At 27.7% G+C, this 12,746-nt stretch carries 17 protein-coding genes; 5 read left to right on the top strand and 12 right to left on the bottom strand.

Going from position 1 to position 12,746, the window contains the following annotated elements; translation table 11 throughout:
• The first annotated feature begins 1 nt into the window (after position 1).
• Both pstB and EU98_RS09745 read left to right on the top strand, forming a co-directional pair.
• Entirely contained in the window at positions 2-811 is an 810-nt protein-coding gene (gene pstB, locus EU98_RS06850) for a phosphate ABC transporter ATP-binding protein PstB (protein WP_032515272.1), read from the top strand.
• A gap of 393 nt (positions 812-1,204) precedes the next feature.
• The gene (locus EU98_RS09745; protein ID WP_179852451.1) at positions 1,205-1,351 is read left to right on the top strand and encodes a hypothetical protein; all 147 of its coding nucleotides are present in this window, start codon (positions 1,205-1,207) and stop codon (positions 1,349-1,351) included.
• A gap of 183 nt (positions 1,352-1,534) precedes the next feature.
• Here EU98_RS09745 and EU98_RS06855 read toward each other — a convergent pair whose 3' ends face one another.
• The 9 genes from EU98_RS06855 to EU98_RS06895 form a co-directional block, all read right to left on the bottom strand.
• On the bottom strand, positions 1,535-1,837 hold the full coding sequence (locus EU98_RS06855; RefSeq protein ID WP_032515270.1) for a hypothetical protein: 303 nt from the start codon (positions 1,835-1,837) through the stop codon (positions 1,535-1,537).
• 206 nt (positions 1,838-2,043) lie between these two features.
• The gene (gene pdeM, locus EU98_RS06860; protein WP_032515269.1) at positions 2,044-2,694 is read right to left on the bottom strand and encodes a ligase-associated DNA damage response endonuclease PdeM; all 651 of its coding nucleotides are present in this window, start codon (positions 2,692-2,694) and stop codon (positions 2,044-2,046) included.
• Positions 2,695-5,181 (bottom strand): ligase-associated DNA damage response DEXH box helicase, encoded by a 2,487-nt coding sequence (locus EU98_RS06865; RefSeq protein ID WP_032515268.1) that lies wholly within the window; start codon positions 5,179-5,181, stop codon positions 2,695-2,697.
• The gene (locus EU98_RS06870) at positions 5,178-6,818 is read right to left on the bottom strand and encodes an ATP-dependent DNA ligase (protein WP_032515266.1); all 1,641 of its coding nucleotides are present in this window, start codon (positions 6,816-6,818) and stop codon (positions 5,178-5,180) included. Before EU98_RS06870 ends, EU98_RS06865 begins: the two co-directional genes overlap by 4 nt.
• Positions 6,819-6,820: 2 nt before the next feature.
• Entirely contained in the window at positions 6,821-7,807 is a 987-nt protein-coding gene (locus EU98_RS06875) for a ligase-associated DNA damage response exonuclease (protein ID WP_032515265.1), read from the bottom strand.
• 35 nt (positions 7,808-7,842) lie between these two features.
• Positions 7,843-8,256: a competence protein ComC gene (locus EU98_RS06880; protein ID WP_032515264.1), complete on the bottom strand. Its 414-nt coding sequence runs from the start codon at positions 8,254-8,256 to the stop codon at positions 7,843-7,845.
• A gap of 84 nt (positions 8,257-8,340) precedes the next feature.
• Complete coding sequence (locus EU98_RS06885; RefSeq protein ID WP_032515263.1) at positions 8,341-8,622, bottom strand: translation initiation factor IF-2 N-terminal domain-containing protein; 282 nt, start codon at positions 8,620-8,622, stop codon at positions 8,341-8,343.
• Positions 8,623-8,718: 96 nt separating this feature from the next.
• Positions 8,719-10,038, bottom strand: a complete 1,320-nt coding sequence (locus EU98_RS06890) for a DUF2130 domain-containing protein (protein ID WP_032515262.1) — start codon at positions 10,036-10,038, stop codon at positions 8,719-8,721.
• A gap of 131 nt (positions 10,039-10,169) precedes the next feature.
• A complete protein-coding gene (locus EU98_RS06895) occupies positions 10,170-10,538 on the bottom strand; it encodes a hypothetical protein (protein ID WP_032515261.1) in 369 nt (122 codons plus the stop codon).
• A 230-nt stretch (positions 10,539-10,768) separates the two neighbouring features.
• Here EU98_RS06895 and EU98_RS0108780 point away from each other — a divergent pair, with 230 nt between their 5' ends.
• A complete protein-coding gene (locus EU98_RS0108780) occupies positions 10,769-10,972 on the top strand; it encodes a hypothetical protein (RefSeq protein WP_032515349.1) in 204 nt (67 codons plus the stop codon).
• A 57-nt stretch (positions 10,973-11,029) separates the two neighbouring features.
• Here the strand turns inward: EU98_RS0108780 and EU98_RS09740 are convergent, their stop codons facing one another.
• Positions 11,030-11,203 carry a hypothetical protein gene (locus EU98_RS09740; RefSeq protein WP_193742992.1) on the bottom strand — a complete coding sequence of 58 codons (174 nt, stop codon included), beginning with the start codon at positions 11,201-11,203 and terminating at the stop codon, positions 11,030-11,032.
• A gap of 134 nt (positions 11,204-11,337) precedes the next feature.
• Between EU98_RS09740 and EU98_RS06900 the strand changes: the two genes are divergently transcribed.
• Positions 11,338-11,535: a hypothetical protein gene (locus EU98_RS06900; protein ID WP_032515259.1), complete on the top strand. Its 198-nt coding sequence runs from the start codon at positions 11,338-11,340 to the stop codon at positions 11,533-11,535.
• A gap of 24 nt (positions 11,536-11,559) precedes the next feature.
• Here the strand turns inward: EU98_RS06900 and EU98_RS06905 are convergent, their stop codons facing one another.
• The gene (locus EU98_RS06905) at positions 11,560-11,754 is read right to left on the bottom strand and encodes a hypothetical protein (protein ID WP_032515258.1); all 195 of its coding nucleotides are present in this window, start codon (positions 11,752-11,754) and stop codon (positions 11,560-11,562) included.
• A gap of 142 nt (positions 11,755-11,896) precedes the next feature.
• Between EU98_RS06905 and EU98_RS0108775 the strand changes: the two genes are divergently transcribed.
• The gene (locus EU98_RS0108775) at positions 11,897-12,079 is read left to right on the top strand and encodes a hypothetical protein (RefSeq protein WP_032515257.1); all 183 of its coding nucleotides are present in this window, start codon (positions 11,897-11,899) and stop codon (positions 12,077-12,079) included.
• 312 nt (positions 12,080-12,391) lie between these two features.
• Here EU98_RS0108775 and EU98_RS0108770 read toward each other — a convergent pair whose 3' ends face one another.
• On the bottom strand, positions 12,392-12,742 hold the full coding sequence (locus EU98_RS0108770) for a hypothetical protein (protein WP_032515255.1): 351 nt from the start codon (positions 12,740-12,742) through the stop codon (positions 12,392-12,394).
• Positions 12,743-12,746: the final 4 nt, after the last annotated feature.

The raw sequence follows: 12,746 nt of genomic DNA, 5'->3' as shown, positions 1-12,746 counted from the left end.
AATGATTAAAAACACTAAAAAGTCGGAAAAGGAAAACATTTTATCTCTTGAGGATGTTTCTATTAGTTATGGCACTTTTGAAGCGGTAAAAAATGTTTTTTTAAATTTTAAAGCAGGAGATATAACTTCACTCATTGGCCCTTCTGGTTGTGGTAAATCAACCGTTCTTAGAGCTTTGAATAGAATGAACGATTTAATCCCTAATTGTTCGTTAAAAGGGACAGTCCTCTTTGATGGAACTAATATCTATGACAAAAGAGTAGATCCAGTTGAAGTTAGAAGAAGAATCGGAATGGTTTTTCAACAACCTAACCCTTTTCCAAAATCTATCTACGAAAATATTGCATTCGGAGCAAGAATCAATGGCTTTACGGGAGATATGGATGAATTAGTGGAAAGTTCCTTGAGAAAAGCTGCTGTATGGAGTGAATGTAAGGATAAATTGAATGATAGTGGTTACTCGTTATCTGGCGGACAACAACAAAGGCTATGTATAGCAAGAACCATCGCAATTGAACCTGAAATAATTCTCATGGATGAGCCATGTTCTGCTTTAGATCCAATCTCAACTTTAAAAATTGAGGAGACGATGCATGAACTTAAGAAGAATTACACAATAATAATCGTTACTCATAATATGCAACAGGCATTAAGAGTAAGTGATATGACTGCATTTTTTAATGCAATTGAGTATGAAGATGGTGATGGAGGAAAGGTTGGTTACCTCGCAGAATTTAATTCGACAAAGAAAATTTTTAACTCTCCAAAAGAAAAAACCACTCAGGAATACATATCAGGTAAATTTGGCTGATGTTAAATTTTTACTTTTAAAAGAAAGATTTTTAGCTTTAAAACGGATAAAGGGTAGACAAACAGTATAAATACCTATATAGTAATTTCGAATTAGTAAGTTTATCTTTGAAAAACTACCCTTTTCTACCTTTCTTGATTTTTGCAGGAGCTCTCATAACAACTGCAACAATAGGTTTACCTGTATTTACTTCATAATTTAAGAGTATTTCTATTTCAGGTAATCTTATGGTTTCAATATTAAATAAAGAATTAATTGGAAGTCCTAATAAAACCTTAATAAAGGGAAATTTATTTGACTTTATAAAAAAAAGAGAGAATATGAATCTGTGTGGGAGTGAAAAATCTGTATTAAAACCATTTTTAAGAGTGGTTAATTTCTAATTTATTTATCATGGATAAAACTAAAGAACAGTTAGAAAAATTAAGAGAAGTAGCAGAAGCATCTCTTACAAAAACGGATGAACTTCAAAAAGTTCTTGCTCAAATCGAAGCTTTAATGTCTAGAGAAGAATCAAAGACATTATCAAAGAAGAAGTAATTATTTAAAATATAATTTTAGGTTTTGTACTTTTAATTACACCTCTACAATTTCATTGTAGTTATCAATTAGGTATGCAGAACCCGTTCCAAAGTTTTCTGTTAGGTCTCGAGGTCTTACCTTCTTTAAGTAAAAGACCTCTTTAATTTGCTTGTTTTTATAATATTTTTATAAACTGCTTATTTAGTTTATTACTTTATAGATTTCTTTCAAACAGACATTTACATCGAAAGATTCAGTATTTACAACCTCTAATCCTGTTTTTTCTGTAACTTCAACAGTGGCATTGCATTCGTCTTGTTTAAGAGCCATGTAACTTGGCTTTTTATCTTCTATATCTAATTCAACACTTGATTCAGTATCTTCCTTATATTGCTCCATTACGAGTGTAAGTGCCTCTATCTCAACAGAAAAATTATCATTTGCTTTTGCCGCAAATGGAGTTATAAGAAATGGAAATAAAATCAAGGCTATTAATTTTTTCATTTCTATAAAATGTGTTTATTTTTTTTATAACGTGGATTGTTTGCTAAGGAAAGGGTCATTAGCTGTATAAAATTTTTATTATCATTTTTGCTAGTAGAAAATAGATTAATTGATTTAAATTAATTGATAAAAAAACTAATCGAGACTTTTAAGTATAAATTGGTTTTTCTAAATGAAAAATTTAAGTCACTTCAATAGGATTTTTCTTAAGATTTTATTTCGATAATTTCTTCTTCAGATACAATTGCCCATTTTTTGAATGATTTTTTGCAAGGATATCCTCCTGTTAAGTCTCCAAATGCAGGAATATATAAAACATTTTTATTCATATCCATTGCAAAACACCTAAAAGATAATTTATCTCCATTGCTTTTTAAATAGATTTTTGGATGATAATGTCCACAAATATTCAAGATTTTATTGTTTTCTAAATTAACTGGCTCATGGCTAAATGTAATATTTTTAGATTTTCTAATGTCAAAAATTTTTATATTTTTAATATCGCAACCTACATCATGATTTCCGAGGATGAGTTCAACATTAGTTTTTAGTAGTTCAGGAAGATCCTCAACTTTATTTTGAAGAGTTTTATCTATTGAATATTTACTGTGGAATAAATCTCCCAATATTATTAACTTTTTTGGACTATATTTTTTTACTAATTTTTTTATTCTAGCGAAATTGTTTTTATCTGAATTATTAGTAAGAGGTATACCATTTTGCTGAAAATACTCGGCTTTCCCAAGATGAATATCGCATATTAACAACTCTTTTGTTTCCGGTAGAAATAATGCTCTAGAAGGAAGCATCTCTAACAATGTATCTTCCCAAAAAAATTTAAAAGAACTTTTTTTCATTCAATCACTATATTTTTTTATAAGTTTTTCTACTCTTTTTTCTATTGGCTCATTGCTTAAAGTATTTTTAAGTCGTTCAACTAATAAAGGGAAAGCAAAAGGAGTTGGCGTTCTTATCTCGTTTAATAGCATTTTTAAATTTTTTAATCTTTCTAATGATCTAGATATTCTTTTGTTTTCTAATTGATATTCTTTAACTTCTTGATGCGATTGTTGTATCAAAAGATGGCCTTCTTCATATTTAGTAAAGACGTCGTAGAAAAGACTTGAACTTATTTGAAGTTGAGAAGAAGTTTTTGTTTTGGTTGGATTATTTTGATTTACTAGTCCACTTATCTGGGCAATATTTTTAAATCTACGTTTTGTTAATTCTGAAAAATTAATTGCATTTTCTAGATCATTCTCTAATTTTTTGTTATCCAAAAAATAATCAGCTTCTTTTTTAATTATGGAAAAATCATAATCTTCTGAGGTAGTTAAGCTGAATCCAAAATCATTAGCAGCAATACTAAATGTAGATTTTTTTAATTTTGCTAATCTTAAAGCCCATAGAAATGCAATTCCTTCATTTACAAATTTGCCATCAAGTGTAAAAACAAAAATAGTTGATAAATCCTTGGTTTTATATATTTCTATAAGGAATTCATCTTTCTTTGGAATATTTGAAAGAACCTTTTGTTTCTTCAATATTGGGCGTAATGAATTTAGTTCAGGATTCGAGCAATCATAATTTTCTGATTCATTGCATATATCTATCTCTTTTCTCAAACTTTCACAAAGGAGATCAGAAATTGCCATTTGACCTCCAACCCATGCAGGAATTAGAGAACTTTTTTTGGTTGATTTTTTAACATATAAAATCATATCTCTGATTCTTATAAATTGAAGCATTTTACCAGCAAAGTAAAAAGTATCTCCAGGATTTAATTTTGAGGCAAAATTCTCTTCTAAATTTCCCAAGGATTTCCCTTTCATATATTTAACATTCACAAATTTGTCACTTGTAATTGTCCCAATATTGAACTTATGCATTCTTATTAAAGATTTGTCTTTTACAAAATATTTAAAGTTTTCATTGTTATTTTGTGATTCTTCTTTGACTATCTTTTTATATTTTGGATATGCTTTAAGACATTTTCCTCCATATTCTAAAAAGTCAAGACACCAATTCCAATCTTGATCTTTTAAGTTTCTATAACTCCAGCAATTTTTGATTCTTTCTTTCTCAATTTTCGGATCAAAGCCATTTCCACATGCCAAACTTATTAGATGTTGTAGAAGCACATCATAAGATAATTCAGGAAGTCTAATTTTCTCAGATATACCACTTTTTATTATTCTTCTCATTGCACTAATCTCAAATAACTCCAAAGAATTAGTAGGCATAAAAATTATTTTTGATTTTCCACCTGGTCTATGAGCACTTCTTCCCGCTCTTTGGATAAGTCTAGCTAAATTCTTTGCACTACCAATTTGAACTATTTGATCTACAGGTTGAAAGTCAACTCCCAAATCTAACGAGCTGGTGCAGACTACCCATTTTATTAATCCGTCTTTAACCCCTTCTTCAACTCTTTTTCTATCTTCTTTATCGAGGGAACCGTGATGAAGTGCAATTTTGTCTTCCATCTCTGGCAGAAAAAATTTAAGACATTGATACCATCTTTCAGATTGATTTCTCGTATTGGTGAATAATAATGTGCTTTTATTTTTATCTAGGATTTTTAAAAGTGAAGAATGACTTCTGATTCCTAGATGGCCACTCCATGGAAAGGTCGTTTCCTCCTCTGGCAAAACGCTTATAATTTCAATCTCTTTTTGAATATTTGTACTTATTATTTTGGGTTTAATAGCGCTCATCCCAACTATTGCTCTTGCTGCTTCTTCAATATTTCCAATGGTTGCAGACATTGCCCAAATTTGTAAATTTTTTATATTACCTCTTAGCCAACTTAAAGATAACTCGCACTGGTTTCCTCTTTTACTACCCATCAATTCATGCCATTCATCAATAATTATTGATGACAACTCCTTGAAAAGATTATTAGATTCTTTATTAGAAAGTAAAAGAGATAAAGACTCTGGAGTGGTAATAAGAATATTAGGTGGTTTAGCTAGTTGCTTTTTCTTTTCATATGGGGTTGTATCCCCGTTCCTAATTTCAACAGTGATTGCTTTATTAAAATGCAAAGCTGCTAATTGTATGGAATTTTTTAGATCTCTACTTAGTGCTTTTAAAGGGGTTATTAATAATATATTCACACTTTTATTATTTTTGGGATCTTCTATCTTTGATAGGGGTCCCATTAATGCAGCATAAGTTTTGCCGCATCCAGTAGGAACTTGTATTATTCCACTTTCTCCATTTAAAAATGCTTCCCATGATTCGATCTGATAGGGTAGTGGCTCCCATCCATTTGTAGTGAAAAACTTCTTAATTTTAGAAATTAAGTTATTTTGCTTATAATTTTTCGTAATATTTTTCATGATATTTTTTTCATTAGTTTATAAGCATTCTCTAGGCTATCTGCATCATTAATTTTTTTATCTTTTCTCCATTTTGTTATTCTTGGAAATCTTACTGCTATGCCTGACTTATGACGTTTAGAAATTTGTATTTTCTCGAAAGATATTTCGAATACCATTTCTGGTTTTAACGATCGAACAGGACCAAATTTTTCTATTGTATTTTTTCTTATCCATTTATCTAGCTCTTTAATCTCAATATTTGTTAAACCAGAATATGCACTTGCAAATTTAATTAATTCTTTGTCTTTCCATAATGCAAAACTGTAATCTGTATAAAGACCAGCTCTTCTACCGCTACCACCCTTAGCGTAAATTAGAACAGCATCCAGTTGCATAGGATCAACTTTATATTTCCACCAAATACCTTTCTTTCTACCAGAGGAGTATATAGAAGCCTTTTTCTTAATTATTAATCCTTCAGTATTATTTTCTCGAGATTTTTCTTTATAAGTTAAAGCATCAGGCCAATCTTTAGGAAAGATTAAATCACATATTTTGAAAATATCAGAGATATTATTCTCAGTTTTAATTTGCCATTTTAAAAAATATTTTTCTAACTCAATTCTTCTATTTTCTAATTTAATTTCTCTTATATCTCTCCCATTAATCTCTAAAAGATCATAAGCAATAAAAATAATTGGATATTTTATTTGGATTGATCTAGTAGGAGACTTTATATTTATTCTTTTTTGAAGTAAAGAAAAATCAAAGGCAATTTTTTCTTTAAAATTCCAAACTAATAATTCCCCATCAAGAACAAAATCATCTTTTATATGTGACATTTTCTCTACTAATTCTGGGAAAGATTCATTTACTAATTCTTGCCCTCTTGTCCATAACGAAACATTGCCTGATCTTTTAATTAATTGCATCCTTATACCATCGTATTTCCATTCAAATTGAAAATCATTTATTGAATTTTTGAAGATTTTATCTTCAATAGTATTCGCTAGAAGAAATGGAAATGGTTTGGAATTTAACTCTTGAAGATTGATATTCTTGTTAATTAAAAATTCATATGAATCAATTGAAGGTTTAAAATCACCCATCAACCTATGAGAGATAATCTCTTCCTCAATATTAATTAGTTTTGATATTGATTTTGTTATTAATCCGATAGAGACTCCTACTCTAAAAGTTCCGGTTAGGATTTTATTAAAAATTAGATGGTTATCTTCAGGTAATGTTTCCCAAAGATTTTTAATTTCTAAATTTTTCTCCTCCTCATTAAGTTTTGATAAAGCAGGTATTGTTTCGCTTAGTAATTCATTGAGACTTATATTTGATAATTTCTTTTTTCTAGAATTAGTTTTATTTTTAAGTAATAACGTTATTACCTCAGCAGAATCGCCAACTTTTAAATAACATGTATCAATTAACCATTGAGGATATTCATATATTTGAGAAAAAATATTTTTTAAATATCTTCCACTAATAAATCTCTTATTACTTTTTCCAGTTAGTAAATATATTGCCCATGAATTATCTATTGGATCATTAGATAAAAAATAATTCTTTAAAACTTCAATTTTATTATTTGTACTATTAATTGAATCTAGATCGCCAAATAATTCTGAAAACTTTTTTAAGCTCATATTTATTTACCGAATAGAAGGACATTTATTGACTCCTTTTCAACTAAATATTTACTTAAGGCTTCACTATCTCCATGATGAAAAAATACATTTTTTGCTTCAGACTTTTTTACTACTTCAAGAATCCCATCCCAATCCGCATGATCAGAGATTGCGAATCCTTTATCATATCCTGATCTTTTTCTTAGAGCTCTTATTGACATCCATCCACTCGCGAAAGCTGTTTGAATGTTTTTGAAATTTTTTAAATAAGAACCCTTACTTAAAGATGGCGGTAATAATATTAGACTTCCTTTAAGTTCATCTATCTTTTTTTTATTTTCAATTTTTATAGTATCTTTAATATCTATTCCAAGTTCTCTATAACTATTGTTCATTTTGTGAATACTGCCATGGGAATAAATATTGCCTTTAAAATTTGTTTGACTAATTTCGTTTAACAATCTCTGAGCTTTTCCAAGTGAATAGCAGAAAAGTAAAGAAGTTTTTTCTGGTGAATTAGTTATCCATTTTGAAATATCATTTGCTATTTTATTTGATTCATCCCACTTAAATATTGGCAAACCAAAAGTACATTCGCTTATTAAATAATCAGTTTTTACTATTTCATATTGTTTACAAGTCTGATCTTTTTGAAGCTTAAAGTCACCTGAAATTAGCCATTTTTCTTCAGCAAAAATGAACCTAATTTGACTAGATCCAAGGATGTGACCGGATGGATGAAAAGAAATATTAATGCCATTTATCTTAAATTCTTCTCCATATTCAAAAGTCTTAATTTTGATATTATCTCCAACTCTTTCTTTAAGCAGTATCGCAGTTTCATTAGTAGAAATGTATTCTTCACAGCCAAATGTAAAGTGATCAAAATGAGCATGAGTTATTAATGCCTTTTTTACTGGCTTACTTGGATCAATCCAAATATCACCAAGTTCACAGTAAAGATTTCCATCTTTATATCTAATTAAATATTCTTGTTTAGTTCTCAAAACTACATCTCTTACAATGAAGTTAATTTAGCTAATTATGCCCACGCTTGTTTTGATAAAGCTATGGCTGAAATTGTTAGTAAAGCAATAACTACAAATTTGTTACTCCAATTAATCATGAATGAACTAATTTTGTTGAAAGAAACTCTATTAGATGGCACAATCTTTCTTTTATTAATAATGTGATGATTTTCATTATTTTCTAAGTAATTTAAATTTTTAATCTCATTTATTAATTTAGATTCGCAGGTTGAGAGTTTTTCTACTTGATTTAGTAAATCAATATCTTCTGGCCTTAATAAAGAATTCAATTCTTTAATTTGTCTTTCGTTTTTCATAAGAAATTCATTAACTATCTCATCTGTCCCTAACCCCTTCTTTATATTTAAAAGAATATCATCTCTTTCCCAGGATTTTTCGAGAGTATTTAAAATTTTGCTTATGCTCATGTTAAGTATTTTTACTTATGTTAAATTATTATTTTTTCCTTCTGTGGCATATTCCTTTAAGTAATTAAAAAAAATTATTTTTATTTAAGATTTACGTATAAGTCTGTTAGCAAAATATTTTATCTTTACCTTTTCTACAATTTTTTTAGAACTACTTTTAGTTTTAACTTTATTTAAATTGATTACTTCATCTGACACATTTTTGCCCGTTTCAAAATAACTTTTAATTTTTTCCAATTCTTCTTCATTTAATCTTTTTGTCGCACCTTTTGCGTTGATTCCAAGTTTCTTGCACGCTAGTAATATTCTATTACTTTCGACATTAAGATCTTTGGCAATACTGAAAATAGGAGTGTTGATAGACATTATTTTCTTTACTATGTAATTTATTATTTATAGTATATTTATAAGTTAGAAATTAAATATATTTTTAACTATTATTAATTTCAAAAACTTTTTTAATTAAGCTACTTCATCTTCGAAATTATTTAAATCATTAAACTTTTTCTTCATGGTTGGGTTATTTCTAGTTAATTTCTTTACTGTCAAATCTTGAGATTTGCTGTCAGCAGATAAAAGATGTTTTTTTGAAAGAACTAAAGCCTCCTTAGTTTTTTGTAAATGAGTTATTGATTTATCAATTTCTGTAATTGCATCGTTAAATCTATCTTGGGCAAGTGAAACATTTTTACCAACTGCATTTTTGAATTGCTCAAGAGTACTTTCAAAATTAGTTATATCAAAATTCTCACGTTTCATTAAATCAATTTGTGATTTGTATTTTAAGGTTTCCATAGATGCATTTCTTAGTAGAGAAATAATGGGTAAGAAAAATTGAGGTCTTATGACATACATTTTTGGGAATCTATGAGAAACATCTACTATTCCTGCATTATATAGTTCACTATCCTGTTCTAGAAGCGATACGAGTACTGCATATTCACAAGATTTTTGTCTTCTATCTTTATCTAATTCTTTTAAAAAATCTTCGTTTTTTCTTTTATTTGTACCATTAAAACTTTCATTCTTCATCTCGAACATTATTGATACCACTTCAGTTTTATTTTCATCAAATTCTCTAAATATATAGTCCCCTTTACTTCCAGAAGTGGCATCATTATCCTTTTCGAAATATGAGTTTTTAAACGCAGAGGCACGATTCAGATTAAATTGGGTTTCGCAATGGATTTCTAATGTTTCTCCTATCATTTTTGTAGATAATCTGGATTTCATTTCTCTTAACTCCTGAATTGTCAAGTCCCTTTCACTAATTTTGCTTTTAAACTTTTCTTCAATTAATTTTTCATTAATTGAATGTTCAAGCCTCATCTTTTCAATGGAATTTGTTAATGATGAGTTTTCTTTTTCCAAATGAGTAACAGCTTCACTAACTTTGTTTTTTAAAGATAATTCTGAAATTAAAGACTGGTTTTTAATTTCATCCTTTAACTTGATTAATTCATTATTCAGTAAATTAATTTTATTTGTTGCTTGATTTTTTAAATCATTAAGAGCATTTGTTTTCTTTTCTTCAGCTATTTTTAATTTAGATTCAAGAGTTTGGATCTCAGAATCTTTAATACGATTTTGCTCTATTAACTGTATTTTTAACTCTCGTTTTAAAATTTCCAAAGCTTTTTTATTATCTTCTTCAGCCAAAAAAAGTCTTTCTTTTATTTGTTTGTTAAATTCTTCGTCTTTTATCTGAAGAAGTATTTCTTCAAAGCTGCTGGGATCAATTCGGAAAGTTTTGCCGCATGAAGGACATTTAATATCTTTCATTTTTCAATTACAAAATTAATACTAGAAAGGATTTTATATTCTAATTATGTAAAAAGAATATTATTCTTGACTAAGAATAAACAATGATCCAATGTTATGCATTAAAAAATAAAATAATTACTCAATAAAAGTCATATTAATCCTGATTCCTTAAGAATGTTTATTTTATTTGCTAATTCAATATCTGCAGAAGATATTGAGCGGTCTAAAGTTTTGTGAGATGAAACTGTGTAACCACTATCATCAACAAATTCGTCTTCAGCATCTTTTAAGTGGGCATTTTCATTTTGGAGGTCTTTAAAATTATCCGATTTGTATATATTTGACTTACTGATATTACTATATCCAAAATTCGCAATTCCTCTTGCATCTAATGCTTCCTCAACTAATATTCCAACTACCTTAGATCTACTTATAGATTCGCTTTTTGATATTTCATCAATAATTTCAAGTACTCTTTTTCTAGGGAGATATCCTATTCTTTTAACTTTATTTTCCATAGGTCATTACATATGTCAATATTGTAACACTTCTGTCAAATGAAATCAGATTTTGATTGACAACCCTTATTTATAAAATTTAAATAATGAGTTTAAAGTATAATTTTAAAGAATACTCATACAAAGTTATTTCTCAGATGGTCATGAGGATAGCTTTATATGTTTTTTCTAATTACTCTTTCAGATTGGGTCGGATTTCTGAAATTTTCTTAACTTTAATTCCAAATATTATGAAAGATAAACTATATGATAATGCTGATAGCTTTGCAATGTCATTTGATGAGGAATGGGAAAATATTGATTGTGATGATATAAAATTAAAGATAGATAAGGTATTTGAACTTTTATCAGACCATCCTTTTTTAATATCTAATCCAGAAAATGCTAGAAAAATGGCTGAATTTAGGATATTTTCATTAAAAAAATTTCAATAATTAGTTTTAAATTTTATTAAAATTAAATATTTAAAATTAATCTTAATTATTGAAGATTTAAATAGTTGGTGAATTAAAAAATCCCTTACTATATAAAAATATTATTATACCAATAATTGGACCTATCCCAAAAACAAAAAGAACTAATTTTGCTGAATTTTTTGTTTGACCTAATTTTTGATCTTTAAAATTTGAATTAGTTTGATTTTTTTTTGATTTTTTCTTTTTCATGAAGGATATATTACTACAACGCGACTTTAGAAGGTTTTGACATGTTGTTGGGGTTGAAAAAATTTTTCAATTTAACAAAAATGATATGGGGTCAAAAAGATCATATTGTATAATATATAGAACATAAAGGAAATATGAGTGCAACTAAGAGAGAGGAAGTATGTTCACACCTTAGATATATAAGGTTAGAGCTTAGAGAGATGCATCAAATGCTTATCAAAGAAGATTTGTTGCCTGATCTTAATGAAGCAAAGGAAGTATCCGCACAGCTTGATGCTTTATTTGATTTATTATCAGAAAAAAAAGTTACCAAGATAAAAAGCCAATTTTGAAAACTTTCGGTTAATTAAAATATATTAAAAAGAATTTGTAGCTGATTCTATTTTTTTTCTATTATCGTGCATCTGTTCTAATTTATTGTAAATTTCTTTAATTTGGATTTGTATTAGATCGGTCGAATGAATATTACTTAACGCATCTAAAGTTGATAGAAGACTTTCTTTGGCTTCAATTAAATGCCTACATTCTTTACTGCCTGCTTCGTATGACATAAGATTAATTTAAAAGCAAATTATCCCAAATATATTGAAAATTCTTCAGTATTGCTTGATACTCTTATTAAATCAAAGCTTATGATTGTAATTTTCAATACAGAATAAGAAATTATTTTTACTAGTATTTAATAAAAAAATTATGCAAGAGCACTTCAATGATTATAAATTCTGTATTAAGTTGGCTTTAGATAATGCAAAAAAAAGAATTAATCTACTAGATAATTCTGATAAAAAGTGTGTCCTAGAAGAATATAAGGAATGGATTAATGACGGTTTAAATAAGCATACAGTTTTACTACTGAGAGATGATCCGATTATCTAAAAATTATGTAAAAATACTTTCTAATTCTTTGTACTAGAAGTTGCCCTAAATAAAAAATAAAGACTTACTATAAAAATTATTGAAAGAATAACAGTTAATGATGAAAAACTATACATCTCTTTATTAATTTATAATTGGTTTAACTATAGCAATAATGTTAAATAAATCTTGGATTCAGCTTTCTTTGAAAAGCGAAAGAATAAATTTATTCAAACTTTCTTTTTCTAAAAATATTTTTTTATTCTTATAGTTTTTTAATTTCTTAAAAATCAAATAAACTATATGTTCTGATTTTGGAGTCATATATTAACTTTATTTTTCCAATAAATAAATTTTCTCTTCACCTATTTTATCTGGCTTTGTTATTTTACATCCTTTATCTTTTTCCATATTACAATCTTTTGTGGCAGGAACAGATTTCCAGGTGCAAACTTTTTCTTGGGAATCTTCTTTTAAAATATTCCATCCATCATCTAAGTACTCTGAAATACCATCCTCTTCACAAGAAAACTTTATTTCCATTCTTTTCTTTTCTGAATTAGGATTCTCCTCAATACTTTTTTCCAAATTATTAATGGGATACTTTTTATTCGTTGCTGTCCTACAAGAAATTAAGAAAATTGCAATAAGAATTATAAGTGGAAATTGTTTTATTATTTTCATTTTT

The sequence above is a fragment of the Prochlorococcus marinus str. MIT 9314 genome, from assembly GCF_000760035.1.
GTDB classification, from domain to species: Bacteria; Cyanobacteriota; Cyanobacteriia; order PCC-6307; family Cyanobiaceae; genus Prochlorococcus_A; species Prochlorococcus_A marinus_B.
This window is presented reverse-complemented; position numbering and strand designations above follow the sequence as displayed.

Bases quoted from the DNA above. Each gene is read 5' to 3' on its own strand.
- pstB (WP_032515272.1), top strand. From the start codon at position 2: ATGATTAAAAACACTAAAAAGTCGGAAAAGGAAAACATTTTATCTCTT.
- EU98_RS09745 (WP_179852451.1), top strand. From the start codon at position 1,205: ATGGATAAAACTAAAGAACAGTTAGAAAAATTAAGAGAAGTAGCAGAA.
- EU98_RS06855 (WP_032515270.1), bottom strand. From the start codon at position 1,837: ATGAAAAAATTAATAGCCTTGATTTTATTTCCATTTCTTATAACTCCA.
- pdeM (WP_032515269.1), bottom strand. From the start codon at position 2,694: ATGAAAAAAAGTTCTTTTAAATTTTTTTGGGAAGATACATTGTTAGAG.
- EU98_RS06865 (WP_032515268.1), bottom strand. From the start codon at position 5,181: ATGAAAAATATTACGAAAAATTATAAGCAAAATAACTTAATTTCTAAA.
- EU98_RS06870 (WP_032515266.1), bottom strand. From the start codon at position 6,818: ATGAGCTTAAAAAAGTTTTCAGAATTATTTGGCGATCTAGATTCAATT.
- EU98_RS06880 (WP_032515264.1), bottom strand. From the start codon at position 8,256: ATGAGCATAAGCAAAATTTTAAATACTCTCGAAAAATCCTGGGAAAGA.
- EU98_RS06885 (WP_032515263.1), bottom strand. From the start codon at position 8,622: ATGTCTATCAACACTCCTATTTTCAGTATTGCCAAAGATCTTAATGTC.
- EU98_RS06890 (WP_032515262.1), bottom strand. From the start codon at position 10,038: ATGAAAGATATTAAATGTCCTTCATGCGGCAAAACTTTCCGAATTGAT.
- EU98_RS06895 (WP_032515261.1), bottom strand. From the start codon at position 10,538: ATGGAAAATAAAGTTAAAAGAATAGGATATCTCCCTAGAAAAAGAGTA.
- EU98_RS0108780 (WP_032515349.1), top strand. From the start codon at position 10,769: ATGAAAGATAAACTATATGATAATGCTGATAGCTTTGCAATGTCATTT.
- EU98_RS09740 (WP_193742992.1), bottom strand. From the start codon at position 11,203: ATGAAAAAGAAAAAATCAAAAAAAAATCAAACTAATTCAAATTTTAAA.
- EU98_RS06900 (WP_032515259.1), top strand. From the start codon at position 11,338: ATGAGTGCAACTAAGAGAGAGGAAGTATGTTCACACCTTAGATATATA.
- EU98_RS06905 (WP_032515258.1), bottom strand. From the start codon at position 11,754: ATGTCATACGAAGCAGGCAGTAAAGAATGTAGGCATTTAATTGAAGCC.
- EU98_RS0108775 (WP_032515257.1), top strand. From the start codon at position 11,897: ATGCAAGAGCACTTCAATGATTATAAATTCTGTATTAAGTTGGCTTTA.
- EU98_RS0108770 (WP_032515255.1), bottom strand. From the start codon at position 12,742: ATGAAAATAATAAAACAATTTCCACTTATAATTCTTATTGCAATTTTC.